The organism is Roseixanthobacter glucoisosaccharinicivorans (genome assembly GCF_043195095.2).
Classification (GTDB): Bacteria; Pseudomonadota; Alphaproteobacteria; order Rhizobiales; family Xanthobacteraceae; genus NCEH01.
Window position 1 is genome coordinate 707,607 of the sequence record NZ_CM195538.1, and the last position, 26,215, is coordinate 733,821.

A 26,215-nucleotide genomic window follows, 5' to 3' on the forward strand; every position below is an offset into this window, starting at 1 on the left:
CTGCGCGGGTGGGGAAAGATTTTCGCGATTTGCGCTCTAGGCAGATTTATTTTCTTCCGAAGGCGGGCGGATAACGCTAGGAAAATAAACCTAAAAATTCACCCCTGCTTTCCCTAAGTGATTTTCAGACGGCCAAGCGTCTCCATGAATTTATTCCTATCGTCCGAAACGGCCTCATCCTGAAGCAAAGGAGAGAGGCTGACCCATGTATCGGTGGCAATCCAACACCCCGGTGTCCGAGCCGGATGTTCAGGAGCTTCTGGACATCCGCGCCGCGCTGGTGGATCTAAGTTTTCACGTCAAGCTCCTGCGGCTGCGCGAGGCGATCCGCAAGGCGGGTTTCAACCCGAACCAGCCGCGCATTCCAAGGAACAACCCACACGGGGGACAATGGGCCGGCCCGGGTGGCGCCGGAACAGCCCCGTCGGGCTCCAAGCCCGTCACGCCGCCACCTGCGGGTCCGCAACTCCCGCCCCGGGGCGAGGGAGACCCGCCGCGCATCATCATCACCCCGCGGCCCCCGGAGATCGGGCACAATGGCGGCCCGCCTCTCGAAGACCCGCCGGCCATTCCACGCGAGGCGCCGCCCACCGCGCAGGACCGCATGCGCGTGGTGCGGCGCGCGGCCGGCTGGCTGCTCCGCGCAATGCGTTACGGCCCCAGCCCGCAGGCGAAGCTGTTTGCGGCCGCTGTGGAGGCGACAGTCTGGATTGCTGATCTCCTTATTCCTCACATCACGGCGTATCTGGAGCCGCCGAAGACCTTGGCCGAACTCCAGGCGCGGTGGATGTGCCTGCAGCAGGGACCGATGTGCATCATATTGTCGAGCAGACGGCCGCAGCCGCAGCGGGCTATCCCCGGGCGATGATCGATGGGCGGGAAAATCTGGTGCGGATTTCCCGGTTGAAGCATTGGGAGATCAGCGCATGGTATCAAAAAAGAAATGATGATTATGAAGGCCTTTCACCGCGCCAATACCTGAAGGACAAGGATTGGGCTGAGCGCCAGCGGGTCGGCATAGAGGCTCTCGTGGAGCATGGGGTTTTGAAGCCATGAAAAAACAAGATTTGAGCAAAATATCTATAAAAGAACTTGTAGATGTTTACATTGAAATTGGTATTTATCAATATAAATTGGATACCGATGAAATCGGAAAATACAATCGTTTTTTTTTCCAAAAACGGGCAATAGAGAGCGAGTTGAAGGCGCGCCCCGGTGATCAGCGACGTGCGCTGATGGCGCTGTACGACTACCCGAACATGCAGGTTCGCCTGAACGCGGCGACGGCGACCCTTGCCGTTGCGCCTGAGGCGGCGCGCCGATTGCTCGAGGATATCCGCGCGTCCGGCTGGCCACCACAAGCTTACGATGCGGGAATGCGATTGCGGCGACTCGATGATGGAACGTTCAAGCCGACATAGCCCGCGCAGGGTAGCTCCCCCTTGTCGAGACGGCCGCAGCCGCAGCGGGCTATCCCTGGGCGATGATCGATGGGCGGGAAAACCTGGTGCGGATTTCCCGGTTGAAGCATTGGGAGATCAGCGCATGGTATCAAAGGCCGAATCGTGCTTTTGGGCAACTCTCTCCGCGCGAATACCTGAAGGATAATGATTGGGCTGAGCGCCAGCGGGTCGGCATAGAAGCTCTTGTGGAGCATGGGGTTCTGAAGCCATGAAAAACGAAAATCTGAGCAAAATGTCTACACAGGACCTCGTTGATTTCTATATTAAAATCGGAATTTTTGAATATAAATTAGATTACGACGACATTCGTCGGTATAAACGTTCATTTTTCAAAAGAATGACAATAGAGGACGAGTTGAAGGTGCGCCCCGGTGATCAGCGGCGTGCGCTGATGGCGCTGTACGATTACCCGAACATGCAGGTCCGCCTGAACGCGGCGACGGCGACGCTGGCCGTTGCGCCGGAGGCTGCTCGCCGTTTGCTCGAGGATATCCGCGCGTCTGGCTGGCAACCGCAAGCGTTCGAAGCCGGAATGGGATTGCGGCGTCTCGATGATGGAACGTTCAAGCCGACATAGCCCGCGCAGGGTAGCTCCCCCTTGTCGAGACGGCGGCAGCCGCAGCGGGCTATCCCCGGGCGATGATCGATGGGCGGGAAAATCTGGTGCGGATTTCCCGGTTGAAGCATTGGGAGATCAGCGCATGGTATCAAAAAGGAAATGATGATTATGGAGGTGTCTCGCCGCGCGAATACCTGAAGGATAGGGATAGGCCTGAGCGAAAGCGGGTGGGTATAAAAGCACTGATAGATCATGGAGTTCTAAAGCCATGAAGAAGGCAAAACTGAGTGAAATGTCGACGGACAAGCTCGTCAAAGATTATGTTCAGATTGGTATTTTACAATATAATTTGGATTACGATGAAATACGTAAATACAACCGTTCGTTTTTAGAAAAACGGGCAATAGAAGCCGAGTTGAAGACGCGCCCCGGCGATCAGCGGCGTGCGCTGATGGCGCTGTACGACTACCCGAACATGCAGGTCCGCCTGAACGCGGCGACTGCGACCCTTGCCGTTGCGCCGAAGGCTGCGCGCCGATTGCTTGAGGACATCCGTGCGTCTTTTTGGGTGCCGCAGTGTTACGAAGCAGGATCGCGATTGAGGAACCTCGACGATGGAACGTTCAAGCCGACATAGGCCGAGCAGGGTAGCTCGCCCTTGTCGCGACGGCCGCAGCCGCAGCGGGCTATCCCTGGGCGATGATCGATGGGCGGGAAAATCTGGTGCGGATTTCAAGGCTGAAGCATTGGGAGTGAGCGCTGGGCGTCAGAGCGGAATTGAGCCCCTCCCGGTCCCGCCGGTTTACCTGACCCTTGGGGCGGCATAGTCTGCGGGCGGGAAATATCTTCCGATCCTTCCAGAATCAATTGGCTATTGTCACTGTGGTTGAAAACGAGACACGTCCGCTGGACGGATTTTTAAAGGTTTGCGCCGTCCTTGCCATAGTGTGGGGCTGCATTTCCGCATTCGTCCCCTTGGCGCCGATCTTTCCGATTGCAACCCTGGGAGGCGGATGGCAGCTCGGGATGAACGCGGCGACGAGCCAAGGTCTCGTCGGCCGGCCGTTAACCTTCACCTTCGGGCCTTTTGCCCCGATCTACACCGCGCTTTATATGCCGGAAACCGATGGATTGGCGATCTTTGGAGGAGTGCTGCTGGCGGTGACGGCCATCTGCGCGCTGCTGGCGGTGGTGGGCGCGCGCGCATGGCGACCTGCGGTGGGGTTCGCGCTGTTCCTGCCGTTGGTAGACAAGGATCCGCAGCTGATGGCGGTGCCGTTGCTCGCGCTTCTGCTCGCCTACCGAATCGCTTCTTCACTGACGATGCCTGCGCAAAATTGGCGGCAAATGGTTCTGCCTCTGATGATGCCGGCGCTCGCGATGCTGGTGCTGGTGAAGGGCACCTCCGCCGTGTCGGCGCTCTGCATGGTTCTTTTCTCGACCATGATGATGACATGGGCGGGAAAGCGGCGCCTTGCCCTGGCCTGTCTCGCCATTTTCATGGCGAGCATTCCGATGCTCTGGGTTGTCAGTTCCCAGGAGATTTCGGCTTTGCCGGATTATTTTGTTTCCGAGTGGTACATCATATCCGGCTATTCCGATGCCATGTCTGTCCCGGGGCCATACTGGCATATTATTATATTCTTCGTGGCCTGTGCATTTCTTTACATTCTGCATTTGCGTCATCTCGGGGGCGGGATGACCGGCAAGATCCTGTTGCTGGGCATGGCTCTGCTGCTGTTCCTGGCATACAAGGAGGGGTTCGTGCGGCAAGGGGGGCGCCACCCCTCGGCAGCGGCAGGCATGGCGATCCTGGTCTGCTGGGCCGGGCTGATGCTGGCCGTGCCCGGCCGGGCACGGCTCAGTCTTGGCGTCACGTTTGCCTGCTGGCTGGCGATTACGATGGCCTGGAAACCTGCCGCAGAGATATTGCTCCCTTTCTATCGTGCGGGGGAAGGCTTGTATCTGCGGCTCGCCCGACCCGGCACCCTGGATGCGCAATACTTGGAAAGCTTGGAAAAAATCCGGGCCGCGGCTCCATTGCCTGCTCTGAAGGGGCCGACGGACGCCTATTCCTTCACGCAATCGGCCTTGCTTGCCGCTGGATTGGAATGGCGGCCGCGCCCGGTGCTTCAAAGCTATTCGGCTTATACGCCACAATTGCTGCGGAAGGATGCTGACCATTTGATCGGATCGCAGCATCCTCGCAACATCATCTTCTCCGTTCAGCCCATTGACGGCCGACTTCCCATGTTGGAGGACGGGAATAGCTGGCCTCTGCTGCTGAGCCTTTATCACCCTCTCCAATTCCTGCATCTGTCGCCCTATGGGTCCGACGCCACGATCTTACAGCGCCGCGCCACGCCGGGCAGCTTCCGTCTGGAGCCACTGGGCGAGGACAGGCTGAGTTTTGGACAAAGAATGGATCTGCCGCGGGAGGCGGGTTCGGTAATTTGGGCGGAGATCGAAATACGTCCGTCCCTCATCGGGCAGATCTGGGGACTAGTTTATAAGTCTCCGCGCTTATTCATAACCTACCGTTTTCCTGATGGGGCCGAACGCGATTATCGTTACATCTACCGAATGGGGGAGACGGGCTTCGTCATCTCGCCGGTTGTCAGCGGCGCATCCGATTTCGCCGCGCTGCCCAAGGGGGCGCCCGATGCACCCCGGCCGGTCTCCGTCAGCATACGGTCCGAGGGGCTTGCGGATTGGCTATGGCAACCGCATTACCATATGCGGCTATACCGGCTGTCATTTCCGGAAAACGGAAGTGCGCCTTGATTGTGCTTCAAGGGATGTAACTGGCGGCTGGAGAAAGCTCCGCCGGCCGTCGCGGCATGAGATCCGGAGATCGCTTCAAGTACAAAGCGCGCCGGAAGCTCGTGTCACACGCTGCGGGCTGCTATGGCTTTGGCGTAATCGACATCTTGCTGCAGGAGAGCGCCGAGGTCCTGAGACTTGTGCCGCCCTATACTGCCGGCAGGGATGACGATTTCGGCGGCATCCGCGGCCCGTATCATATCGCTTTCCCCGCAGAAGTGGAGGATTTCGGCGACGACGTCCTTCGGCCTGAAGGCAAGCTCCTCGTAGCTGACGATCAATATACGGCCAGGATAGCTCTTCTGAAGCCTCCTCATGCGCTGCTCCACAGCGACCCAGTACGATAAGGCGTCTCTGGGACCCAACACTACCGGCCGGTCCAGGAAAGTGGCTCCCCAAAGCAGCAGTTGGTTCAGATTGGCGCTATACGCCATGTCGAGGCCGCTGCGCGTGATGTGGATGTAACGCAAATCGGGGTCGATGGTCAGGAGCCGATCGACAACGATGTGCGTATTGGGTTCCTTCCATGCCATTTTATCAACGGCGCCTCCGCGCTCATTCAGGAACGAGCGCATACGTGCGGCGAGCCAATCCGGATCGTGGACAATCCGATCTCTGACGGAAAGATTTGCTAGAATATCCTTGATTTCGTGGGATGGCAGATCGCCGTAGCGCATCCTGTGGTAGAAGTTTGCGTACAGGAATTTGATTCTATCAAGCTCTTCTACCAGGACTGACAGCCTCTTGAATAAGAGGGTAAACCACAGGTTGTCCATCTCCTCGTTTAAATCCTCGCCGATGAAATACCCGCAAGATTTCAGTATTCTCGCAACCACACGCGATCCACTGCCGCCAATGCAACCAACTGAAATCGTAGTTTTCGTCATGGGTTAAGTCTTCGGCGCTGAATGTCGTGTGTCGTTACGCAAATCGTACAATTCGAGAGCTTAATGGGTCAAGCATCGTGTTGTCCCGGCAGAGGCGGACCATGCTGAGGGGGCGAGGTTCGGCTGACTTCGCATGTTAATTGCATATACATGGGTACCCACGGGGCTATTGCGAGAGGGAAGCGTTGGGATCAAGGCGGCCTTAGTGTCATCGACGGCCTCTCATCGTGCAGCCGGTCTCCTCCAAATTGGCAAGTTTTGACTTGGTGCTGCGCGCGTGATGCTCGTTACCTCGGCACCGGGCGGTGCGCGTGCTGCGGCATTTGTGACCGGTGGGATTGGCTGGGAGAGCCCACGGATCCGATTGGCACTCCAGGGCGTTTTCGCCATGGACGGCGGAAGAAATATGTAATTTCCGCGAAGAGGATCCCGGTTTTGCCTATGATCTTTAGCGCAAGGTCCGGCGGCCTGTTTCCAGACCGTGCGTTTTCCCCGCCCAATCGTGGAGGCACCCCTGCGAAACCTCGATTTCAGCTCCTGGGAGAGCCTGCTGGTGACGCTGATCGGCCTGGCATTGGTCACGCTTATCGGCGTCGGCATTCGCTTGGTGGTGATGTTCACCATCCAGCAACGCCGCGAGCGCATGAACCGGCAGATCAATGAGCGCCTGCGCACGCTGATCGCGGCCTACAAGACCCTCGGCGGTTCGTTCACGGGAGATCTCACCGTCGATCCCACGCATCTGCGCGATCTGCGCCGACGCGGCGGGGACATCGGCGCGGAGGCTATGTCTGCGGAGGTGCTGGATTTGCCCATGGGCTCGGAGCGTGGCCGACGCGTTCGGGATGCGGTGGAAGCGGCCTTGTCGGACATCATCCTGCTCGGCACCGACCAGCAGGTCCGCCTTGCGGCGCAAGCGGTGCGCGAACTGATTGCCGGCCGGCCCGTCCACACTCACGAATTGGTCGTGTCGCTGCGCGACTTCGTGCGCGCCGCTCTTGATCTGGATCCCGTCCCCCCGGACCTGGACATTCCCATGCAAGGCCCTACGCGCCCCTCCGGCGCGGGCGGAAAGGGAAAGGCCGAGCGGGGCGATGAGGGATCCCGCCGGGGAGGCGGGGACAAGGGAGGCAGTGGAGGAATGGGCGGCGGTACCGGCGCTGGCCTTGGGTCAGGCCTCGCGCCGGTACACGCGCGGAAGGACGTAAACCGGCTGCCTCCGGATGACGACGAGAACTAAACTCGACGCGAAGACAGAACATCTGGCAAGCGCGGCCGGAGCCCCCGGCCATCGCCCCATTATCGTGTGGCGTTCAGGATGCTGGAAATGATCCCGCTGGTGATGCCTGCGAGGATATAATTGTTTCCGTCACGCACCCAATGATAGCCGCGTGGCGGCTGGCGCAGGCCGTGGCGGCGATAATCCGTGACCACCTGTCCATGGCCATGCGGAACGTGCCCACCTTTCTTGCGCCATGCGTTGGGGTGGGCTGGGGCATGCGGCGGATGGTGATAAGCAGGCGCGCCATGGGGGCCAGGGGGCGGCGCGGCATGATGGTAACCCGGCGGTCCGGCGGGCTGCGCCTGGGCGGTGGAGAGCATTGCCGCTGGGGAGGTCGCGACCATAAGGGCAGCGAAAATAGCGATTTTCCGCATCATGAACCTTTCGATGTGGAGGATTGCGCCGACGCACGCGTGGCGGCTCGCTAGGACAAGTCCTCGGCAGCCAGACGGTTCCGTTCTTCACGTCGCCGGGACGAGCGGGATCATCGGCGTGGAAGGTCTGACACGCCCCGCGCCGGCTGCGGCGAGGGCGCTCCGCATGCTCGTTTGCGCTGTCACGCCGTCGCCCCCATGCCAATGCTAAGCTTCCCGGCGAATCCTAACGCGGGAGTTTCCTTGACCACTCTCATCCTCACCCGCCATGGCCATGTGCCGGGCATCAAGCCGGAACGCTTCCGCGGCCGCATCGAGGTGGCCCTGTCACCGATCGGCGAGCAGGAGGCGCTGGCGGTGGCGCAGCGCATCGCCGCCACCTGGAAGCCGGTGAAGGTCTATACCAGCACGCTCGGCCGCTGCATCGCCACGGGCACCGCCATCGCCGCCGCCTGCGGCGTATCGAGCGAAGCCGACGATGCGCTGAGCGACATTGATTACGGCCAATGGCAATGGCAGACCCACGCGGAGGTGAAGGCCGCATTTCCTGATCTCTATGCACTTTGGCACGAGGCGCCGCAGCTCATGCGCTTTCCCATGGGGGAATCGCTGCAGGATCTGGCGGTTCGCGCCGCCGACCTGATCCGCCGCCTGGAGGCCGCACATGCCGGCGAAACGGTGGTGCTGGTGGGCCATGACAGCGTCAACCGGGTGCTGTTGACCCATCTGCTGGACCTGCCGCTCTCGGCTTATTGGCGGTTCGCGCAGGAGCCGTGCAACCTGAACGTAATCGAATGGAGCGGCACGGCCGCCAAGCTGCTGCGCCTCAACGACACATCCCACCTATCGGGGCTGACGGCGGGTTGAGGCAATGGCAGGATCGGCGAGGGTCAAGGGCCGGCAAACTGCGCCGGCTCCGCCGCGCTGCATCATCACGCGCGCTTGAAAGCGGGGCGGCGGCGTGCAAGCACCGCATGGGCGCCAGCAATCGCACCGGCCCGCCCGCCGGTCGCGTGGCTTCGAGCGGAGACGGGAAGAGAATGGGCACGGCGGATCTCGGCATCGGCGAAGGGAAAATCCTGGAGGCGCATCCCCTGCGCGCGGCGGTGCTGGGGGAATTGCATGCTCGCCCCTTCTTCCCGGTGGAGACCCCGCGCCGTTTCCTGCACGTGGCTTTCCTCACCGATCCCGCAAACGCCCAAGCGGCGCGTGCGGCGGTGAACGATCTGTGCGTCGCGCGCGGTGTTCAGGGGCCGCCGCCCGGCGCCAAGCATCATCGCGTTTCCTTCGGCGGCGCGACGCTGCGGTGGGAGAGCCATGCGGAATTCTCGACCTATACCTGGGATTTTCCTTCAAGCGAGCTGGGTCCGGGCGTGCTGCCCTTCCACCCGCCGGCGCTGGTGCTGTCGGGGCCGCTGACGCAGATTCCCGCGCCCGGTCCGCTGCTGGTGGCGGTGGATCTCCATCTCGCGACCGATACGGCGGAAGACCTGCAGCTCGATGCGGTCTTTGACCGCGCGAGCCTTGCGCGATCCGACGTGGTCAACAATGCGGCCGAGATCGTCACGGATTTCAAGCCGGACCCCTCGGGCTTCGTGCGCATCCTGGTGCGGGACCGCGGTCTCGGGGCGGAGGGCGCCGGCGCGCTGGTGCAGCGCGTGCTGGAGATCGAAACCTATCGCCTGCTCGCCCTGCTCGGCCTGCCGGAGGCCCAACGTCTCGCGCCGCAGATCGGCAAGATCGAGGCACGCCTTGCCCAGGCCACCAACGAGATGCGGCAGTCCGAGGGGTTGGCGGCCAATAACGCCTTGCTCGACGAACTGGTCGCGCTCGCGGCCGAGCTGGAGGCCGGGGCCACCGCATCGCTGTTCCGCTTCGGTGCCAGCCGGGCCTATTCGGAAATCGTGCGTCTGCGCCTCGCCATCATCCGCGAGGAACAGGTCGCGGGTTTTCCCACCTGGCAGCAATTCCTGGAACGACGGATGGCGCCGGCCATGCGCACCTGCCTGTCGGTGGAGGAGCGCCAGGCCAACATTTCCGCCAAGCTCGCCCGTGCCGCCGATCTGCTGCGCACCCGCGTGGACGTGGAACTGGAGCAGCAGAACCGCGACCTGCTCACTTCCATGAACGAGCGCACCCGCCTGCAATTGCGCTTGCAGCGCACGGTGGAAGGGCTCTCCGTGGCGGCGATCTCTTATTATGTGGTCAGCCTTGTCCATCTGCTGGCGGAGGGCCTGCACGAAGGGCATCTCGACGCGGCGGTGGGGCTGGAGTTGGAACCTGGTCTCGTCACTGCGCTGGCCGTGCCGGTGGCGGTGCTGGCGGTGTGGTCGCTCGTGCGCCGCATCCGCCTGTCGCACGGCGATCATGATTGAAGCGACCGGCGGGCCGGTGGATGACACCGGGCCGCCTTGCCCGGCGATCAGGCGGATTTGCGAAAGATGCGGGTTTCGATCTCGTCGCCGGCCGCACCAACCAGGCCGGCGGGATCGGTCGCGATCTCAAGGTCTCCCTCATCCACCATGCCCGGGGTGACCGCGGGTTCCGCAGCGCCACGGCGCGGCCGCAGCAGCACGAAGCAAAGCAGGGCGATGGTGGCCATGCCCGGCACCACCAGCATCAGCGCGGCACCGGGATCGCCAAACGTGCTCGCGACCAGAGAGCCGACGAAACCGCCGCCAATCTGCATGAAGCCCATCAGCGCGGCGGCCGAGCCGGCCATGGTGGGAAATCCGGCAAGCCCGAGCGTCGTGGCGCCAGGCAGCAGCATCGCGACGCCGAACGCCCACAGGGCCACCGGCCCCATGACGCCGAGAAAGGCATGGGGAAATAGCGGCGGAACCAGCACGAGCCCGGCGGCCGCCACCAGCGCGCAGCCAAGCCCGACGGGGATCAGATGCACGGCATCGACCTTCTTCATCAGCCGCCCGGCCACGATGGTGCCCAGCATGTAGGATCCGGTCTGGCAGATCATCGCGAAGCCGAACTGGGTCGGGGAGAGGCCGATCTTCTCGATCAGCACGAACGGCAGGATGGCGGCGAGCGTATAGATGCCGCCTAGGGTGAAGCCGATCAGCAGGCTCATGCGCATGAAGCCGCGATTGAGCACCAAGGTGCGGTAATTGGCAAATACGCGCGCCGGCCGCGCCTGGGCCGGTTCGGGATGGCGGTTGGTTTCCGGCACCCCAAAGGCCAGCAGCAACACCACCAGGACGCCGTACGCGACCATCACGAAAAAGATCGGGTGCCACCCGAACGTCACCAGGATCGCGCCGCCCACGGTAGGCGCCAGCGCCGGGCCGATGGCGAGCATGGTCCCGATGAGGTTGAGGATGCGCGCCGAGGCCTGCCCGGTGAACTGATCGCGCACGATGGCACGCGATATGGCCGGGCCGGCAGCCACCCCTATCCCCTGGAGTCCGCGCCCAATGACCAGCCACACCATGTCTGGCGCGAACGCCGCGACCAGGCTTCCCACCACATAGACCGCGAAGAAGCCGAGTGCGGCGGGCCGCCGGCCGAACGCGTCCGACAGCGGGCCGCACAGCAGTTGAGAGAAGGCGAAGCCGCAGAAATAGACGCTCAGGGTCAGCTTCATGGCAGACGGCGTCGAATTGAATGCGTGCACCAGCGCGGGCAAAGCGGGCGTATAGAGCGACATCGACAGCGGCCCGATCACAACGATCAGCGCGCCAATGACGGCGGTGCGATTTTGCGACATGACGGGGGTCATTGCGCATCGTCCTTCGCGGTCAGGCAGAGATTGGAGCGGATCTGTTCGAGCGCCTTGCGGAAAGTGTCCTTCTCGCTCTCGGACAGGCCTTCAAGTGCGCGCATCCGCACGCCGGCGGCGGAGGCGCGCACCGACGAGAGGATGGCATCCGCCGCGGGGGTGAGATTGACGGTCTTGGCCCGGCGATCGCTCGGGTCCGGCGCGCGGGAGATCAGCCCCTGTGCTTCGAGCTTGTCCAGGAACCCCACGAGGGTCATGGGCTCCACATTCATGCGCACCGCCAGGGCGGTCTGGCGCAGACCGGGATGCAGGTCGGCATAGACCAGGGTGCGCGCCTCGCCGGCGGTGAGCCCGAGGCCGGTCTGTTCGAACGCGCGGTCGATGCTTGCGCGATAGAGGCGGGCGGCGTCCACGAGCAGGAAGCCGAGGGGTGTTTCGGTCATGATATGGGCTACATAATATAAGTTAGCCTTACAATCTAGAGGCCATTGAGATGGCCGCGCCTTCGTCTGTCGGCCGGAGCCCGAGGTGCGAGCCTCAGGAAAGCCTTGAGGTTCATTCACAAACCGATCGCGCGAGATCTGTGCGGGGTGAATGAAGGATAATTGGCGTGTTTCATCGGTTGCGCCTGCGACTGCACCATTTGCAGGATCGCATGACGGTGGGCCAGCAGATGGCGTTTGCCATGGCGAGCATCGGACTCGTCACCCTGACCGCCGTCGCGCTTACCAGCGCGGGCGTCAGCCGGCGCGGGCTGATCGCGCATCTGAAGGCGGAAATGGCGGAAAAGGCCACCTCCCTTGCGGACCGTCTCGATCTGGACCTTTCCGAGCGCTATGGCGACATCCTTCAGATCGCGGACATGCGTCCCTTGAGCCGCATCTGGGAAGAGAGCCCGGACGAGGTCCGTGCAGTCATCGAGCAATTGAAGACGGCGCGGCCGCGCTACGTCTGGATCGGATTTGCCAATCCCGACGGTATCGTCCTGGCCGCCACGGGACGCGTGTTGGAAGGTACGTCTGTTCTCGCGCGCGACTGGTTCCGCAATGGACTGAACGTGCCCTCGGTCGGGGATGCGGAGGAAGGCGAACAGCTCGCTCGCTTGCTGTCATTGCCTCAGGTCGACGATACGACGCGCTTCGTCGATGTATCCCTGCCGGTCTATTCCCCCGAAAATCGTCTCCTTGGGACCCTCGGCGCGCATTTGAGTGTCAAGTGGACCAAGCTGCTGAGCGATATCGCGCCAAGGAACGGGGCGACCACGGTGTGGCTTATCGGGCGCGACGGGCGGGTGCTGCTGGGCAATTCCGAGAACCCGAAGCCATTTTCGGACGAGCTCATCGCGTCCATGATGGATGAGCGCAGTGGGGTCTTTGTCGATAAGAGCGATGGGCACCGCGTGCTCACCGGCTTTGCCGTCACGGGACGCAATGGCGATTATCCGAGCCTTGGCTGGATCGTGGTCACGCGCCAGGACGCGACGATGGCCTTCGCGGACGCGACGCGCCTTGCCCTCATCATTCTCGGCATCGGCCTTTTGGCCCTGCCAGTGACCTTTCTCGGCGCCTATTGGTTCGCGCGGAAAATTGCGCGTCCACTGGTGACGCTGACACAGGCGGCCGCGCACATCGGACGCGATCCCCACACCAACAACCTGCCGCATCAGCGCGGCAGCCTGGAAGTGCTGCAATTGTCAGGCGCGCTGCGCGCCCTGCTGCGACGGCTCGGTTCTGTGGAGGCGCAGATCATCAGGTCGGCCGAGCAATATCAGCAGGACATGGAAGAACTGCGCCAGCTTGCCGATACCGATCCGCTCACCGGCTTGCTCAACCGCCGCTCGTTCCTCACTGTCGCAGACGCTGCCCTCAACGGGTCGCGCACCAGCGACGGGCTGGGCATCCTGATGGCCGATATCGACCATTTCAAGCTGGTCAACGATGTCTATGGGCACCCGGCAGGCGACGCGGTGATCCGCAGCGTTGCGGCCTCCATCGGCGCGGCGTTGCGCCAGCATGACCGGGTCGCGCGCTTCGGTGGCGAGGAGTTCGTTGTCCTGCTGCTAAACGTGGATCGCGCCGGCGTGATGGCGCTCGCCGAGCGCATGCGCAGCGCCATCGGTTCGAGCCGGGTCCTCGTCGAGGGGCAGGAGATCGCGGTGACGGTCTCGTTCGGGGCGGCCTTGGCGCAACCTGGCGACCAGGACGTGGACGAGGTGATCGAACGTGCCGATATGGCGCTGTACGAGGCCAAGAATGCGGGCCGCAATCGCATCGCGGTCGCGGACCGCAGGCCCAATCCCCGCGCCGCCTGAGCGTGCACCGGGGGCGTGATCAGCGCGGCAGGAAGGGATTGGTCGCCCGCTCGTCGCCGATGCTGGTGACGGCCCCATGACCGGGCAGGCACACCATGGCATCGCCCAGCGGCAACAGCTTCGTGACGATGCCTTGGATCAACTGCTCGGCGTTGCCGTAGGAAAAATCCGTGCGGCCCACCGAGCCCTTGAACAGCGTATCGCCCACGATGGCGACGTTCGAGGGGGCGTGCACGAACACCACATGCCCGGGCGTGTGCCCCGGCACCTGCAAAACATCCAAAGTGAGATCGCCAACCCGAACTGTCTCGCCCTCGGACAGATAGCGATCCGGCGTTACCGCCCGACCTTCGAACTCATATTTCGCCGCCGTCTCCGGCACCGCGTCCAGCAGGAACTGGTCGGCGGCGTTCGGTCCCTCGATCGGCACGCCGAGGCTCTCCGCCAGCTCCGCCGCACCGGCGGCATGGTCGAAATGGCCGTGGGTGAGGAGGATTTTTTCGACTTCAACCCCGGTTTCCGCGAGCGCCGCCCGGATCCGCGGCAGGTCGCCGCCGGGATCGACCACTGCTGCCTTGTTGGTGGCGGTGCACCACAGGATGGAGCAATTCTGCTGGAACGGGGTGACCGGCACCACCGAGATCTGAATCGGCTGCATGAAAAGCTCCGGAGAGGGCGCCGGGAGGAGGCGGCGCGCCGGCGCAAGGCCGGCGCGCGTGGGTTCAGGAGGTCTTGCGCGCCCGGCTGCCGAGCGTGCGCAGGCGCAGGGCGTTCAGCTTGATGAAGCCCGCTGCGTCGCGATGGTCATAGGCGACCGCGCCTTCCTCGAAGGTCACGAGGTCCTGGTTGTAGAGCGAATAGGGGCTCTCGCGGCCGACCACGCTGACATTGCCCTTGTAGAGCTTCAGCGTGACGCGGCCGGTGACATAGGCCTGGGAATGGTCGATGGCGGCTTGGAGCATCTCCCGCTCCGGGGCGAACCAGAAGCCGTTGTAGATCAGCTCCGCATAGCGGGGCATCAGCTCGTCCTTGAGATGGGCCGCGCCGCGGTCGAGCGTGATGCTCTCGATGCCACGATGGGCCACCAGCAGGATGGTGCCGCCCGGGGTCTCGTAGACGCCGCGCGACTTCATGCCCACGAAGCGGTTCTCTACCAGATCCAGCCGCCCGATGCCGTTGGCCTTGCCGAGTTCGTTCAGCTTGGCCAGCAGGCTGGCGGGCGAGAGCGCCACGCCGTCGATGGCGACCGGGTCGCCCTTCTCGAAATCCACCGTGATGAGGGTGGCCTTGTCGGGCGCATCCTCGGGGGAAATGGTGCGCTGATAGACATATTCCGGCGCGTCGTCGGCCGGGTCTTCCAGCACCTTGCCCTCGGAGGAGGAGTGCAGCAGGTTCGCGTCCACCGAGAACGGGGCTTCGCCGCGCTTGTCCTTGGCGATCGGAATCTGGTGGCTCTCGGCGAATTCCAGCAGGCGCGTGCGGGAGGTGAGGTCCCATTCGCGCCAGGGGGCGATCACGGTGATGTCCGGTTCCAGAGCGTAATAGGCCAGCTCGAAGCGCACCTGGTCGTTGCCCTTGCCAGTGGCGCCGTGGGAGACCGCGTCGGCGCCGACCTTGCGGGCGATCTCGATCTGCTTCTTGGCGATCAGCGGGCGCGCGATGGAGGTGCCCAGCAGGTATTGCCCCTCATAGACCGCATTGGCGCGGAACATGGGGAACACATAGTCGCGCACGAATTCCTCGCGCACGTCCTCGATGAAGATGTGCTCCGGCTTGATGCCCAGCAGCAGGGCCTTTTCGCGCGCGGGAGCGAGCTCCTCGCCCTGGCCGAGGTCGGCGGTGAAGGTCACCACCTCACAGCCATAGGTGGTCTGGAGCCATTTGAGGATCACCGAGGTATCCAGGCCGCCGGAATAAGCCAGGACCACCTTCTTCACGTCGCGCGCCATCTCATCTCTCGAAATACAGGGCCTTGAAGAGCGCGCGGACTATAGGCCGGAGCGTCGCCATGGCAAGGGGAGGGCGCGCAAGGCATGGCCAATCTTGCGCATGGCGGTGCGAGAAACCCACCAGAGCGCGCGCATTACGGCGAGCAACAGCGCGTTCAGCGCGAAGCCGAGCTTGCCGATGCCGTCCTCCAGCGTCGCGCTCGAGAGCGCCCCCCTGCGGTCGTAGATCAGCCAGCGCAGGCCGACGATGACGAGGATGGTGAGCAGCGCCGAGAACACCGTATCGGTGAAGAAATGGCCGCCGAAAGCGATACGGAGGCCGCCCGCCGCCATGCCGAACGCCAATGCCGCCCCGACCGCGACCGGCCGCAACGGAGCCGGGGCAAGGCTGGCCGGTGCCAGCATCCAGAAGCCGAGCGAGCCTTCGCCGGATACGAAAGAGCAATTGCCGGGGCAGGTGCCGTCGGTGGAATACCATGGGCTGAACACGTCCTTGCCGCCGAAGGTCTCCACATGGACGGGACGGGGACGGCCCCAATGTTCCTTCAGCACTGCGTTCACCAGCAGGCCCGGCGCGAGGGCCATGGACAGGGCGAGCAACAGCGCCGCGCGGGCGCTCATGAACATGGGCGCCCGCGGAAACAGCAGCTTGAGGATGATGGCCGCGAAGGCGGGTCCCGCGAACAGCCAGGGAATAATGTTGCCCGCGCTGCGCAGCATCTTGCCGAGAGGCGAGGCGGCGACCTGGAAACTGCGCGAGCCCGCGTCCCAGAACAGCCCGGTTATCGCGAGATCCCATTGCGGAAAGACCGTGAAGAGGATCGCGACGGCCGCGCCGGTCACGAGGGCGAAGAAAAGCACGAGCTTCAACGGATCACCTGTGTTTCCCCTTGCCTCTGGCGCGTGACGCTGATGCACCCGGTTTCCGGTCCGGTTTGATCCAACCCCTTGCGGGGATGCGCGGACCGGCAGCACACTCCGGCCGATTTAGCCTGAGGAGGGGCCGATGACCAGGGCCACGCTTGATTTCTACTACGAGTTCGCCTCGCCCTATTCCTATCTCGCGGCGAGTCGCCTCGCGCCGTTGGCGGAAGCTGTGGGCGTGCTTGTGGAATGGAAGCCCTTCCTGCTTGGGCCGATCTTCGCCGCCCAGGGCTATTCCTCCTCGCCGTTCAATGTCTACCCCCTGAAGGGCGCGCATATGTGGCGCGACCTGGCACGGCTGGCCGCGCGTTATGGCCTGCCGCCGGTGACCCGGCCGGAGCCCTTCCCGGTCAACGGCCTGCTCGGTGCGCGCGTGGCGACGCGGCTCAACGATGCCTCCCGCCCGGCCTTCACCCGCGCCCTGTTCCGCGCGGCCTTCGCCGAGGGACGCGACATTTCCGACCGCACGGTGGTGCGGCAGGTGCTCGCCGGGCTCGGGCATTTCTGCGACGAGGTGATCGACCAGGCGGAGACGCAGGCAAACAAGGACAAGTTGCGCGGCACGGTCGAGGAGGCGCAGGCGCTCGGCATATTCGGCGCGCCCACCTTCGTCACCGCGGACAAGGACTTGTTCTGGGGCAACGACCGGCTGGAAATGGCGCTGGACCATGCGGTGCAGATCGCCCATGCGCCGCAGCCCGCCGCCCAATAGGCACCGCCTTCATTGCGCCGGCGGTGTTCCGCCGGTCGGCGGGGGCGGGGGAAGCTGGGCCCGGCCGGAGGAGAGCAGCATGGGCTTCCAGAAGCCAGCGCTCCATCCCGCCACGAGCCAATAGGCAAGTCCGCCTGCCAGCCCCGCCGCGAGAATGTAGAACGGGTCCGCCACGGGCATGCGCTCGCCGCTGAGGGTGGGAAAGAGCTGTGCGCCGACAAAGGCGGAAACCGCGCCATTCGCCACATGGAACATCCAGGAGCGCACGGCGAACATTTCCGAGAACAGCACGCCGATTGCCGCCACCAGCCACATGGTGGAGACCAGGAACACCACCAGGAATCCGGCGGTGAACAGCGCATCCACCAGCATCACCAACGTATCCGGGCTTTCCGGCGCGCTGGCGAACAGCGTGCCGATGCGCCATTGGCCGAACAGGATCACCGCCGTGCCGGCGCAGATGGCCACCACATATCCGGCCGGAATGAGGATGAGCCGCAGCAGGAGACGGAAGACGGAATCCATGGGCGCGCGTGGCCTTAAGCCTGATGCGGAACGATTATTCGGCAGCTGCCGCCATGGCGCGCAGCGCCAGCCGCTCGCGGGCGGAAAGCTTTTCCGTCTCGCTCTTGAGCTGGCCGCAGGCGGCGAGAATGTCGCGTCCGCGGGGGGTGCGCACCGGGCTGGCATAACCCGCGCGGAACACGATGTCGGAAAACTTTTCGATCGTCTCCCAGTCGGAGCACTCGTATTGGGTGCCCGGCCAGGGGTTGAACGGGATGAGGTTGATCTTGGCCGGAATGCCTTCCAGCAGGCGGACCAGGGCTCGGGCATCGGCCGGGCTGTCGTTGACGCCCTTCAGCATCACATATTCGAACGTGATGCGCTTGGCGTTGGACGCGGCCGGATAGGTGCGGCACGCTTCAAGCAATTGCGCCAGCGGGTATTTCTTGTTGATCGGCACCAGCACGTCGCGCAATTCGTCACGTACCGCGTGGAGCGAGATGGCGAGCATGGGCGCGACCTCGCGGCCGAGCCGCTCGATCTCGGGCACCACCCCGGACGTGGAGACCGTGATGCGCCGCTTGCCGAGGCCGAGGCCATCTCCATCCGACAGGATCTCAATGGATTCAGCCACGGATTCATACGCATAGAGGGGTTCACCCATGCCCATGAAGACGATGTTGGTGACGAGCCTGTCCCCCTCGGTCGGCAGGCCGGGGCCGACCGCGCGGTCGCGGCCGGGGTAATCGCCGAGCCGGTCGCGCGCCACCATCACCTGCGCCACGATCTCGGCGGCGGAAAGATTGCGCACCAGGCGCTGGGTCCCGGTGTGGCAGAATGAGCAATTGAGCGTGCAGCCCACTTGGCTTGAGACGCACAAGGTGCCGCGGTCGCTCTCGGGAATATAGACGCACTCGACTTCGTGCGGCTTCTCGCCGGGCGTATCCGCCGGCAGGCGCAGCAGCCATTTGCGGGTGCCGTCCTGCGACACCTGCTCCACAACGATCTCCGGCCGCTCCAGCGAATAGGCCTGTGCCAGGGTCGCCCGCAAATGCTTGGAGACGTTGGTCATCTCGTCGAAATTGAGCGCGCCGCGCAGGTAGATCCAATGCCAGAGCTGGTTGACGCGCATGCGCAGGTCGCGTTCGGCGACCCCCACGGCGGCGAGCGCGCGGCCCAGCTTCTCCCGGTCTAGCCCCACGAGGGAGGGGAGCGAAACGGGGGCAGGGGCCGGCGCGGCGGCGGGGGTGGTGTCGATCAGGAGCGTCATCGGGTCACACATAATGGTTTCGCGCCCGCCATGCCAGCCGCACGACGGACGCGATCCGATCCTTCAGGCCCTTTAAATGCAAGGATTGCGGCGCGGTTCGGGCAAAGTGGCCGCGCCGGGGCTGTCGCCGGCGGCTATTTGCATTCCTGCGCGACGCGGTCGAGGGCCTGGGCGATGCCCGCGAGACCGTATTTGTCGGTGGTGGAATTGCCGCGCGCGGACACGCTCACCACGGTTACATCCCTGCCCTTGCGCAGGGCTTCCACCATTTTGCCCTCGTCCGCGACATTGCGCACCCATGCGCCTTCGGACTTCGTATAGAGCGCGAAGGCCTGCGTCCCCACGGTCAGCTTGGCTTCGCTGCCTTCCTTAAGGGCGAAGCCCATGGTCAGGCTGATCTCGTTCTTCACATTCTCGGCCGGGCGGGTGGAGATGAAGAAATAGGCCGGATCGCGTTTCAGCCCGGCGGGCAGGCGGTCCTTGGGCTGCGAGATCGTGTAGCAGACCTTGGCGTTGGGCGTGGCGCTAACGTAGACGCTCCAATCGCCGAACTGCGCGACCGGCTTGGGCTGCGCCTGCTGGGCGAACGCCGGGCCTGCGACCAGAGCGGCGGCGAGGCCGCCGAGGACGGCAAGGCGTGTGCGGAACGGAGCCATGACTTCTCCTAGATCTGAACGCGGTGCAGGAAAGGCAGCGCAGCGGGCTGCTTCAATGCCCCTAAATGTGGACGCCGACAAAAAAATGGCACACAGACTGCTTTTGCTTCCTTAACGCGCTGGCATCCTTTGCGGCCAGGGCGGCGAGTTGACAAGACGCCATGGGCGCCATCCCCGGTTTCGTGGGAAGGATCGCGCGGTTCCGCCGGTTTCGGCAAGGCTGCGTCGGGCGGTGCTGCGCCCCGTGGCGAGGATGATGGGGATGGGGTCATGAAGGCTGTCATGTGCGTGCGCCACGGGCCGGCGGAGCAATTGGTGGTCCAGGATCTGCCCGATCCGGTGCCAGGTCCCGGCGAGGTGGTGGTGGACGTGGCGGCGGTCGGGCTCAACTTCTTCGACACGCTGATCATCCGCGATCTCTATCAGCACAAGCCGCCCCTGCCGTTTTCGCCTGGTGCGGAATTCTCCGGATTTGTCAGTGCCTTGGGGGAGGGCGTGGACGACCTTCGCATCGGCGACCGGGTGGCCGGCTACATGACCAGCGGCGCCGCGCGGGAGAAGGTGGTGGTGAAGGCGCAGATCCTCGCCCCGGTGCCGGACGACCTCGACCTGGTGCGCGCCGCCGGCCTCATCGTCACCTATGGCACCGCTCTGTATGCCCTGCGGGATCGCGGAGAATTGAAGGCGGGAGAAACACTTGCGGTGCTCGGCGCGGCGGGAGGGGTGGGGCTCGCGGCGGTGGAGCTGGGCAAGGTCCTGGGCGCCCGCGTGATCGCGTGTGCCTCCGCCCAGGACAAGCTGGATTTTGCCCGCGCGCATGGGGCCGACGAGGGAATAGATTATACGCAGCAAGACCTTAAACTCGCGCTGAAAGCGCTCGGCGGGGAGCGGGGCATTGATGTGGTGTTCGATCCGGTGGGCGGGGCGCAATCCGAGCAGGCGGTGCGGGCGCTGGGCTGGTGCGGGCGTCTGCTGGTGATCGGATTCGCCGCCGGCGAGATCCCGAAACTGCCGCTCAACCTGTTGCTGCTGAAGAATTGTGATGCCCGCGGCGTGGCCTTCGGGGCGCAGGCGCGGCGCGATGTGCCCTGGCTCAGGACGGCAGCGGCGGAGCTGATCGGCCATGCTCGTGCCGGCCGCATCTCGGCCCATGTGGATACCACATTTCCTTTGGTGAATTGCGCCGACGCGCTCGGCGAGATTGCCGGCCGGCGGGTGAAGGGAAAAGTGGTGCTGACGACGCAATTGGCGCGAGGAAATGGAGTTTAACGCCGGTTTCATCCCGGATCTCCGCACATAACCGCGCGATTTCAGCGCTATTCGTCGGAACGTCGCCGGAACGTTTCGAGGAATTTGTCTGCATCGCGCGAATCGCGCCGAAATCGCGATGAATCCGGTGTGTTCCTCCAACCGTCGTCACGCTGAAACATCTTGCCGCTAAGGCCACCTCGCAGCATGGGGGTGGATCATGTCTTGGCTAAACTTTGGTCTTGTGGTTGTGGCGAGCGCGATGGGGGCCGTTCCTTGCCTGGCACAGACGGGTCAGCCGTTTGACCAGGCGCTCTATGGCAAGCCCGGCCAATTGGTGGATGTCGACGCGGGGCGGCGGCTGAACCTGGTGTGCCAGGGCAGCGGTAGCCCGACCGTGATCTTCGAGGCCGGCTTCGGCGAGACCTCGGTGACGTGGCGCTATGTGCAGGGGGAGATCGCCAAGCTCACCCGCGCCTGCGCCTATGATCGCGCCGGCCTTGGCTTCAGCGATCCCACGCCCGAGCCGCAGAACCTGCCGGTCATGACGCGCGACCTGCACAAGATGCTGCGCGCGGCCAACATCGAACGGCCGATCGTGCTGGTGGCCCATTCCATGGGCGGGATGAACGCCGTCTACTTCGCCGACCGTCACCTCGACGATCTGGCGGGCATGGTGCTGGTCGACCCGGCGGTGGCGAATCAGGAAAAGCTGATGGCGCCGGTGACCCAATCCTATTACCAGGCCAATGCCAGCCAGCGAGCGCTGCTGGTGAAGTGCCTGAACGCGGCGAAGGTCGGCGACATCACGCCGGGCAGCCAGATCCTCGCCGATTGCGGCAATGTGACCGCGGGTGCCGATGCCGCCCTGGCGGCGGTGGAGAACGGCTGGAGCATGACCGCCTCTTATTGGCAGGCCATGCTGTCGGAGCATGAGAATATGTTCTCGATGGATGCCGCCAATCCCACCCGCGACGATCGCGAGCTGAATGCCGCCAAGGGCAGCTTCAAGGCCCTGCCGCTGATCGTGCTGACCGCCGGCAACGCCATGCCCAACATGCCCGAGGCGGAGCGCGGGCCGGCCAACGCGCTGTGGATGCAGCTGCACGATGAGCTGGCGGCGAATTCCACCGTGGGCGTGAACCGCCTGATCCCCAAGTCCGGGCATTATATTCAGGACGACGATCCCAAGGCGGTGATCGCCGCCATCACGGACGTCCTGGCGGCGGCGCGCAAATAGGCGCGGGCGAGAAGGAGCGGGCGCCCCTCGGGCGTCCCGCTCGGTTCAGGCCGCGACGGCGTGGGGCAGAAGGCGGAGGGCGGCCCGCGAGAAGACGTGGTCCATGAAGCAGCGGGCATTGGTGCGCAGGAAGAAATGCGCGCCTTCCACCGTGACCAGCTCGAAATCGCCGCGCGTTTCCAGCGCCCAACCGGCCATGTCCTGCGGCCCGGCGAAGGGGTCCTCGGTGCCGGCGAAGGCGACCACCGGGCAGGGCAGGGGCGCGGCCACGGGCATATTGCCCTCGGCCATCTCGAAATCCGCCCGCAGCATGGGTTCCAGCAGGTCGCGCAATTCCTGGTTCGCCAGCACTTCGGCGGGCGTGCCGCTATAGGCGGCGAGGCGCGCCCAGAAGGCGTCCGAAGGCAGCATGTGCAGCGGCGGGCGGCGGCTCGGCGCGTTGGGCGCACGATGGGCGGCAAGGAACAGGATGTGCGGCAGCGGCAGGTCCTCGCGGCGCAGCTGCAGGATCAGGGCGCGGGCGACCCGCGCGCCCAGCGAATAGCCGAGCAGGCCGAACGGGCGGTCGAGCCAGGGGCGCAAAGCCTCCACAAGCCTGCTGACCACCTCATCGACACTGCGCAGCGCAGGTTCCGCCGTGCGGTTCTCGCGACCGGGCAATTGAACTGGCTGCACATCGAGCCAGGCCGGGGCATTGCGCCGCAACCCCATGAAGCTGCTCGCGCCGCCGCCGGCGAAGGGCAGGCAGAACAGACGATGGGAATGCGCGGTGCCGCCTTCCGCATAAGGCAGCCATTTGCTGCGCGCGGCGTCGCGGGCGTTCGGCCAAGACACGCGGCCGGCGGTGTGGGCGGCAGGGCCGCAGGACGGCGTGGCGAGACCAAGGCCGTTCATGACGCTGTTCCTCATCGAGGCGACCGGGGCCCATGGGGCAAGGCCGATATGTGTAGGGTCGTGAGACCTGCGCGTTCGTGGGAATATGTGAAAATTGCAACTAAAACTTGTAATATTCTCTCGCGGAAAATACGTTCGGCTCGCCTTTATGCAGCGGAGGCCCAGCCTCCACTGCCCGGCGAGGCGTATTCGCCTTCATTTTCGCGCAGCCGTTCCCCAGACTCACCTGCCGAACGACGGCGGCTTCGCGTTCACGTTTGCTGCGCTCGCGCATGCCTACCAGGCCTAGGCGAGACAGTTCATTAGATTAGGTCGTCTTCCGCGCGGCAGAAGTGTCGCAGATGGATGTCAAGCATATGACAAAAGCATAAGCATTTGCTTGGCACGCAAGATTTAAAAACAGATGTATATTGAGATAGACAGCTAAATACGTGAAGCATGTGGACTTCTGAAACCGCTTATGCCAGTTTCCCGTCGCATCGCGCGATGAGCCGCCATGTGCGGCTTTCGGCGTGATGGTGTCCGGGATGGGCCTGCGGGTGCGCGGCTTTTGAAGGCCGACGGCAAGCCGCGGGCTAAGCTTCAGAATGGAAATCCGATTGTAAAAAATCGGACTAAATAATTTTGATTGTATCATTGTCGGGCTGGCGAGCCCGGTCGCAGCAGGTCCGCCCGCGGCGCACTGTCCGCGGGGCTTCAGGTTGCGTCAGGGGCGCGCAGGTCCGGCCGCGAAATGTTCGTTATCCAACCGCGTGAGGATGACCCATGGTTTCCGATGTGCAGAACGACCACGAATCGCATGTGGACAGCCCCGTGGCGTCCGCCCCGCTCGTCTCCAACCAGGACAAGGCCGAGAAGATCGTGCGTTCGCACGCGCTCTGGGCGGCCGGCATGGGCCTGATCCCCCTGCCGGTGGTGGATGTCGCCGGCGTGGCGGGCATCCAGTACACCATGATCGGCGAGCTCGCGAAGGTCTATGACCTGCCGTTCTCGCGCGAGCGGATCCGCGCCGTTGCGGCCTCCGTGCTCGGCGGCGGCATTCCGGCGGTGATGACCACCGGCGGCCTCGGCAGCATCGCCAAGTCGGTGCCCTTCATCGGCGCCCTGCTCGGCGCCGCCGTGATGCCGGCGCTCTCCGCCGCCGCCACCGTCGCGCTCGGCCGCGTGTTCACCCAGCATTTCGAAGCCGGCGGCACGCTGCTCGACTTCGAGCCGGAGAAGATGCGCGCCTATTTCGTGCAGGAGTTTGAAAAGGCCCGCGCCGACACCTCCTCTCTTCTGTCCAACGCGGGCGATACCATGCGCGGCCGCAAGAAGGACGTTGTGGTCGCCGAGCCCGTCGCCGAAGTGCCGGCCGGCACCCCGGTCGCCCCGGTCCTGTGAGACTGCGGCGGGCGCGGCGTGCAGGCGCCGCGCCCGCCGTGTTTCGGCCCGTCCCGCGCATCGCGCGGAGCTGTGCCGCGCGCTGTGTTCCGGTGCGGACCGGGGGCTGGTCGCGGTGGCGCGAGGTCTCGCGGAGCAGGGCCTGTCGCCGCACTTTGGTCTCGAGATTTTTTGCGAGGGCGTGCCATGGCCATCATGATCTATCTGTTGCTGAGCCTTCTTGTGGGCTTTCTCGGCATCGGCCTGCGCGGCGGTTTTTTTCTTTATTTCATCTTGTCGATCGCGCTCTCTCCGCTTGTGGGTTTGATGATCCTCGTGATCGTCGGATCCAACGGCGACCGCAACACCACCGTCAAACTGCCGCGCTATTAGGCGCGTGCGACGGCACCTCCTTCGCTCGGCCAGTTTCAAGTCGGCCAAGTTCCAAGCATGAGTGCGTGAATCCATGAGCGACAGGTTGGGCGAGCCCCCGATCGGATACGACGCGCCCTTGCGGGGCGATGTCGAAGAGGGGGCCGGGCCGGTTGGGCCGGGCCGCTGGGGGCGGCTGCGGCGACGCATCGCCCTGATTCTGCTGGTTGCGCTCGTGTTCGTGGTGTTCCTGGCCCCCTACATGATCGTCAACGTGCCGGTGGGCTCGGGCGGCGTGTTGTGGCGCCGGTTCGGCGGCACGGAGCTGCGCTTCTCCATTCCCAGCGGGGTCACGATCAAATGGCCGTGGGACATCATCTATGTCTATGATCTGCGCCTTCAGGCCCGCAACGTGGACATCGTGGCGATCACCTCCGACGGGCTGAACATTTCCATTTCCATCACCTATCGCTGGTTTCTGAACCAGAAATTCCTGCCGCATCTCAATTCCAAACTCGGCCCGAGCTATGCCGAGACCCTGCTTCTGCCCGAGGTGAATGCCGCGACCCGCCGGGAGTTCGCCATGTTCGCCGTGCGGGATTATTATGGGCCGACACGCGAAAACATGATGCAACGTGTATTTCGTGCGGTCGTCGACCCTGGCGTGAAGAATTATATCTGTTCGCAACAGGATGTTGCGGTCGAAAACGCGAATGGAAATTGGCAGGATTGTCTGATTATTCTCACCGACGTGCTGGTGCGCGACGTGGCCTTGCCGCCGCGCATCGTCGCCGCCATCCAGAGCAAGATCGAGCAGGAACAATTGGTGCAGGAAATGCAATATCGCGTCGAGCGTGAGCATTATGAATCCGACCGCAAATATATCGAGGCGGAAGGCATCCGCAAATTCCAGGAAACCGTGCAATCCGGTATTTCGGAGAATTATCTGAAATGGCGCGGCATCGAGGCCACCGTCCTGCTCGCCACCTCGCCCAATGCCAAGACCGTGGTGGTGGGCGGCAATAACGGGCTGCCGCTGATCCTCAATACCGGGGATTCGGCAACCCCGCCGCCACCGCAGCAACAGGCGCAGGGGCTGGGGACGCTCGGTGCGGTGGGGGCGCACAATTCCGCCGCCGCGACGGCGGACTACAATCGTCCCGCGCCCTCCGCCGCGCTGTCCGGATCGCTGGATGTCTCGCGGCCGGATCTCGCCCAGCGCCCGCCCGGCGGCAGCGGCGCGATCCTGCCGCAGGGCGCGTGGTCCAGCGATCTTTCCGCTTATACCCGGGCGTATGAGAACGGCCTTCTGCCGCAATCCATCGCCCCCTTGGTGCGCCAGGAGGCGACGGACGCGGCGCGCGCCGCCGGAGCGCCGGTGCCGGCCGCGCCGTCACCGACCGGCCAGCAGGGCGGACCGCCGCAATTGCGCCCGGGGGCGGTGTTGCCCGGGGCGCTTCCGCCCGGCACGGCCTCGCTCTCCAGCGGCGAGCGGCCGGACCCAGTGGTGCAGCCGCATACGGCGCAATTGGTCGACAGCCCGCTCGGCCTCGGCGGCGCGCGCGATTTGTTCGCCAGCTGGGCGGCCTGGCTCTCGCCGAAGGAGCCGCCGGCCGGTCAGGGACGCGCGCCATGAGCGCGGGGCGGTCCAG

General features: G+C 64.2%; 27 protein-coding genes. 16 read left to right on the forward strand and 11 right to left on the reverse strand.

All coding sequences use genetic code 11. The annotated features are described in order from the left end of the window. Positions 1-232 precede the first annotated feature (232 nt). The 6 genes from V5F78_RS03045 to V5F78_RS03070 all read left to right on the forward strand — a co-directional run bounded on the left by V5F78_RS03045 (position 233) and on the right by V5F78_RS03070 (position 4,806). Positions 233-868, forward strand: a complete 636-nt coding sequence (locus tag V5F78_RS03045) for a hypothetical protein (RefSeq protein WP_509276559.1) — start codon at positions 233-235, stop codon at positions 866-868. Then, positions 865-1,056: a hypothetical protein gene (locus V5F78_RS03050; RefSeq protein ID WP_394066670.1), complete on the forward strand. Its 192-nt coding sequence runs from the start codon at positions 865-867 to the stop codon at positions 1,054-1,056. Before V5F78_RS03045 ends, V5F78_RS03050 begins: the two co-directional genes overlap by 4 nt. After that, positions 1,053-1,421: a DUF2019 domain-containing protein gene (locus V5F78_RS03055; protein ID WP_394066668.1), complete on the forward strand. Its 369-nt coding sequence runs from the start codon at positions 1,053-1,055 to the stop codon at positions 1,419-1,421. Before V5F78_RS03050 ends, V5F78_RS03055 begins: the two co-directional genes overlap by 4 nt. A gap of 250 nt (positions 1,422-1,671) precedes the next feature. Then, positions 1,672-2,040, forward strand: coding sequence for a DUF2019 domain-containing protein (locus V5F78_RS03060; RefSeq protein ID WP_394066667.1), 369 nt, complete (start codon positions 1,672-1,674; stop codon positions 2,038-2,040). Between the two features lie 250 nt (positions 2,041-2,290). After that, on the forward strand, positions 2,291-2,659 hold the full coding sequence (locus V5F78_RS03065; RefSeq protein ID WP_394066666.1) for a DUF2019 domain-containing protein: 369 nt from the start codon (positions 2,291-2,293) through the stop codon (positions 2,657-2,659). A 230-nt stretch (positions 2,660-2,889) separates the two neighbouring features. Then, a complete protein-coding gene (locus V5F78_RS03070; protein WP_394066664.1) occupies positions 2,890-4,806 on the forward strand; it encodes a hypothetical protein in 1,917 nt (638 codons plus the stop codon). Positions 4,807-4,910: 104 nt separating this feature from the next. On the opposite strand, the gene V5F78_RS03075 is transcribed toward V5F78_RS03070, so the two are convergent. Continuing rightward, complete coding sequence (locus tag V5F78_RS03075) at positions 4,911-5,732, reverse strand: sulfotransferase family protein (RefSeq protein WP_394066662.1); 822 nt, start codon at positions 5,730-5,732, stop codon at positions 4,911-4,913. A 481-nt stretch (positions 5,733-6,213) separates the two neighbouring features. Here V5F78_RS03075 and V5F78_RS03080 point away from each other — a divergent pair, with 481 nt between their 5' ends. Further along, positions 6,214-6,972 carry a hypothetical protein gene (locus V5F78_RS03080; RefSeq protein ID WP_509276562.1) on the forward strand — a complete coding sequence of 253 codons (759 nt, stop codon included), beginning with the start codon at positions 6,214-6,216 and terminating at the stop codon, positions 6,970-6,972. Between the two features lie 59 nt (positions 6,973-7,031). Here V5F78_RS03080 and V5F78_RS03085 read toward each other — a convergent pair whose 3' ends face one another. Then, positions 7,032-7,391 carry an RcnB family protein gene (locus V5F78_RS03085; RefSeq protein WP_394066660.1) on the reverse strand — a complete coding sequence of 120 codons (360 nt, stop codon included), beginning with the start codon at positions 7,389-7,391 and terminating at the stop codon, positions 7,032-7,034. Between the two features lie 240 nt (positions 7,392-7,631). Between V5F78_RS03085 and V5F78_RS03090 the strand changes: the two genes are divergently transcribed. Both V5F78_RS03090 and V5F78_RS03095 read left to right on the forward strand, forming a co-directional pair. Continuing rightward, complete coding sequence (locus V5F78_RS03090; RefSeq protein ID WP_394066658.1) at positions 7,632-8,255, forward strand: histidine phosphatase family protein; 624 nt, start codon at positions 7,632-7,634, stop codon at positions 8,253-8,255. Positions 8,256-8,428: 173 nt separating this feature from the next. Then, positions 8,429-9,763: a DUF3422 family protein gene (locus tag V5F78_RS03095; protein WP_394066656.1), complete on the forward strand. Its 1,335-nt coding sequence runs from the start codon at positions 8,429-8,431 to the stop codon at positions 9,761-9,763. A gap of 47 nt (positions 9,764-9,810) precedes the next feature. Here V5F78_RS03095 and V5F78_RS03100 read toward each other — a convergent pair whose 3' ends face one another. Both V5F78_RS03100 and V5F78_RS03105 read right to left on the reverse strand, forming a co-directional pair. Further along, positions 9,811-11,121: a multidrug effflux MFS transporter gene (locus V5F78_RS03100; RefSeq protein ID WP_394066654.1), complete on the reverse strand. Its 1,311-nt coding sequence runs from the start codon at positions 11,119-11,121 to the stop codon at positions 9,811-9,813. Beyond that, a complete protein-coding gene (locus V5F78_RS03105; RefSeq protein WP_394066652.1) occupies positions 11,118-11,564 on the reverse strand; it encodes a MarR family winged helix-turn-helix transcriptional regulator in 447 nt (148 codons plus the stop codon). Before V5F78_RS03105 ends, V5F78_RS03100 begins: the two co-directional genes overlap by 4 nt. Positions 11,565-11,731: 167 nt before the next feature. Between V5F78_RS03105 and V5F78_RS03110 the strand changes: the two genes are divergently transcribed. Beyond that, a complete protein-coding gene (locus tag V5F78_RS03110) occupies positions 11,732-13,432 on the forward strand; it encodes a sensor domain-containing diguanylate cyclase (protein WP_394066650.1) in 1,701 nt (566 codons plus the stop codon). 19 nt (positions 13,433-13,451) lie between these two features. Here V5F78_RS03110 and V5F78_RS03115 read toward each other — a convergent pair whose 3' ends face one another. The 3 genes from V5F78_RS03115 to V5F78_RS03125 all read right to left on the reverse strand — a co-directional run bounded on the left by V5F78_RS03115 (position 13,452) and on the right by V5F78_RS03125 (position 16,242). Further along, positions 13,452-14,090: an MBL fold metallo-hydrolase gene (locus V5F78_RS03115; RefSeq protein ID WP_394066648.1), complete on the reverse strand. Its 639-nt coding sequence runs from the start codon at positions 14,088-14,090 to the stop codon at positions 13,452-13,454. A 64-nt stretch (positions 14,091-14,154) separates the two neighbouring features. After that, positions 14,155-15,381: an argininosuccinate synthase gene (locus V5F78_RS03120; RefSeq protein WP_394066646.1), complete on the reverse strand. Its 1,227-nt coding sequence runs from the start codon at positions 15,379-15,381 to the stop codon at positions 14,155-14,157. Positions 15,382-15,420: 39 nt separating this feature from the next. After that, on the reverse strand, positions 15,421-16,242 hold the full coding sequence (locus tag V5F78_RS03125; RefSeq protein ID WP_394066893.1) for a phosphatase PAP2 family protein: 822 nt from the start codon (positions 16,240-16,242) through the stop codon (positions 15,421-15,423). Between the two features lie 145 nt (positions 16,243-16,387). Here V5F78_RS03125 and V5F78_RS03130 point away from each other — a divergent pair, with 145 nt between their 5' ends. Next, positions 16,388-17,017 carry a 2-hydroxychromene-2-carboxylate isomerase gene (locus V5F78_RS03130; RefSeq protein ID WP_394066644.1) on the forward strand — a complete coding sequence of 210 codons (630 nt, stop codon included), beginning with the start codon at positions 16,388-16,390 and terminating at the stop codon, positions 17,015-17,017. Between the two features lie 9 nt (positions 17,018-17,026). On the opposite strand, the gene V5F78_RS03135 is transcribed toward V5F78_RS03130, so the two are convergent. The 3 genes from V5F78_RS03135 to V5F78_RS03145 form a co-directional block, all read right to left on the reverse strand. Beyond that, entirely contained in the window at positions 17,027-17,542 is a 516-nt protein-coding gene (locus tag V5F78_RS03135; RefSeq protein WP_394066643.1) for a hypothetical protein, read from the reverse strand. Positions 17,543-17,576: 34 nt separating this feature from the next. Continuing rightward, entirely contained in the window at positions 17,577-18,791 is a 1,215-nt protein-coding gene (gene rlmN / locus V5F78_RS03140) for a dual-specificity RNA methyltransferase RlmN (RefSeq protein WP_509276565.1), read from the reverse strand. A 134-nt stretch (positions 18,792-18,925) separates the two neighbouring features. After that, positions 18,926-19,447: an invasion associated locus B family protein gene (locus V5F78_RS03145; protein WP_394066639.1), complete on the reverse strand. Its 522-nt coding sequence runs from the start codon at positions 19,445-19,447 to the stop codon at positions 18,926-18,928. A 270-nt stretch (positions 19,448-19,717) separates the two neighbouring features. On the opposite strand from V5F78_RS03145, the gene V5F78_RS03150 reads away from it, so the two are divergent. Both V5F78_RS03150 and V5F78_RS03155 read left to right on the forward strand, forming a co-directional pair. After that, the gene (locus tag V5F78_RS03150; protein ID WP_394066637.1) at positions 19,718-20,716 is read left to right on the forward strand and encodes an NADPH:quinone oxidoreductase family protein; all 999 of its coding nucleotides are present in this window, start codon (positions 19,718-19,720) and stop codon (positions 20,714-20,716) included. A gap of 199 nt (positions 20,717-20,915) precedes the next feature. Continuing rightward, positions 20,916-21,935, forward strand: a complete 1,020-nt coding sequence (locus tag V5F78_RS03155) for an alpha/beta fold hydrolase (protein WP_394066635.1) — start codon at positions 20,916-20,918, stop codon at positions 21,933-21,935. A gap of 45 nt (positions 21,936-21,980) precedes the next feature. Here the strand turns inward: V5F78_RS03155 and V5F78_RS03160 are convergent, their stop codons facing one another. Beyond that, positions 21,981-22,829, reverse strand: a complete 849-nt coding sequence (locus V5F78_RS03160; protein WP_394066633.1) for a thioesterase II family protein — start codon at positions 22,827-22,829, stop codon at positions 21,981-21,983. A 765-nt stretch (positions 22,830-23,594) separates the two neighbouring features. Between V5F78_RS03160 and V5F78_RS03165 the strand changes: the two genes are divergently transcribed. The 3 genes from V5F78_RS03165 (at position 23,595) to V5F78_RS03175 (ending at position 26,199) form a co-directional block, all read left to right on the forward strand. Then, on the forward strand, positions 23,595-24,212 hold the full coding sequence (locus tag V5F78_RS03165; RefSeq protein WP_394066631.1) for a YcjF family protein: 618 nt from the start codon (positions 23,595-23,597) through the stop codon (positions 24,210-24,212). A gap of 186 nt (positions 24,213-24,398) precedes the next feature. Continuing rightward, positions 24,399-24,584, forward strand: coding sequence for a hypothetical protein (locus V5F78_RS03170; protein ID WP_394041549.1), 186 nt, complete (start codon positions 24,399-24,401; stop codon positions 24,582-24,584). A 73-nt stretch (positions 24,585-24,657) separates the two neighbouring features. Further along, positions 24,658-26,199, forward strand: a complete 1,542-nt coding sequence (locus V5F78_RS03175) for a prohibitin family protein (RefSeq protein WP_394066629.1) — start codon at positions 24,658-24,660, stop codon at positions 26,197-26,199. Positions 26,200-26,215 lie beyond the last annotated feature (16 nt).

Bases quoted from the DNA above. Each gene is read 5' to 3' on its own strand.
- V5F78_RS03050 (WP_394066670.1), top strand. From the start codon at position 865: ATGATCGATGGGCGGGAAAATCTGGTGCGGATTTCCCGGTTGAAGCAT.
- V5F78_RS03055 (WP_394066668.1), top strand. From the start codon at position 1,053: ATGAAAAAACAAGATTTGAGCAAAATATCTATAAAAGAACTTGTAGAT.
- V5F78_RS03060 (WP_394066667.1), top strand. From the start codon at position 1,672: ATGAAAAACGAAAATCTGAGCAAAATGTCTACACAGGACCTCGTTGAT.
- V5F78_RS03065 (WP_394066666.1), top strand. From the start codon at position 2,291: ATGAAGAAGGCAAAACTGAGTGAAATGTCGACGGACAAGCTCGTCAAA.
- V5F78_RS03075 (WP_394066662.1), bottom strand. From the start codon at position 5,732: ATGACGAAAACTACGATTTCAGTTGGTTGCATTGGCGGCAGTGGATCG.
- V5F78_RS03085 (WP_394066660.1), bottom strand. From the start codon at position 7,391: ATGATGCGGAAAATCGCTATTTTCGCTGCCCTTATGGTCGCGACCTCC.
- V5F78_RS03095 (WP_394066656.1), top strand. From the start codon at position 8,429: ATGGGCACGGCGGATCTCGGCATCGGCGAAGGGAAAATCCTGGAGGCG.
- V5F78_RS03100 (WP_394066654.1), bottom strand. From the start codon at position 11,121: ATGACCCCCGTCATGTCGCAAAATCGCACCGCCGTCATTGGCGCGCTG.
- V5F78_RS03105 (WP_394066652.1), bottom strand. From the start codon at position 11,564: ATGACCGAAACACCCCTCGGCTTCCTGCTCGTGGACGCCGCCCGCCTC.
- V5F78_RS03115 (WP_394066648.1), bottom strand. From the start codon at position 14,090: ATGCAGCCGATTCAGATCTCGGTGGTGCCGGTCACCCCGTTCCAGCAG.
- V5F78_RS03120 (WP_394066646.1), bottom strand. From the start codon at position 15,381: ATGGCGCGCGACGTGAAGAAGGTGGTCCTGGCTTATTCCGGCGGCCTG.
- V5F78_RS03130 (WP_394066644.1), top strand. From the start codon at position 16,388: ATGACCAGGGCCACGCTTGATTTCTACTACGAGTTCGCCTCGCCCTAT.
- V5F78_RS03135 (WP_394066643.1), bottom strand. From the start codon at position 17,542: ATGGATTCCGTCTTCCGTCTCCTGCTGCGGCTCATCCTCATTCCGGCC.
- rlmN (WP_509276565.1), bottom strand. From the start codon at position 18,791: ATGACGCTCCTGATCGACACCACCCCCGCCGCCGCGCCGGCCCCTGCC.
- V5F78_RS03145 (WP_394066639.1), bottom strand. From the start codon at position 19,447: ATGGCTCCGTTCCGCACACGCCTTGCCGTCCTCGGCGGCCTCGCCGCC.
- V5F78_RS03150 (WP_394066637.1), top strand. From the start codon at position 19,718: ATGAAGGCTGTCATGTGCGTGCGCCACGGGCCGGCGGAGCAATTGGTG.
- V5F78_RS03155 (WP_394066635.1), top strand. From the start codon at position 20,916: ATGTCTTGGCTAAACTTTGGTCTTGTGGTTGTGGCGAGCGCGATGGGG.
- V5F78_RS03160 (WP_394066633.1), bottom strand. From the start codon at position 22,829: ATGAACGGCCTTGGTCTCGCCACGCCGTCCTGCGGCCCTGCCGCCCAC.
- V5F78_RS03165 (WP_394066631.1), top strand. From the start codon at position 23,595: ATGGTTTCCGATGTGCAGAACGACCACGAATCGCATGTGGACAGCCCC.
- V5F78_RS03170 (WP_394041549.1), top strand. From the start codon at position 24,399: ATGGCCATCATGATCTATCTGTTGCTGAGCCTTCTTGTGGGCTTTCTC.
- V5F78_RS03175 (WP_394066629.1), top strand. From the start codon at position 24,658: ATGAGCGACAGGTTGGGCGAGCCCCCGATCGGATACGACGCGCCCTTG.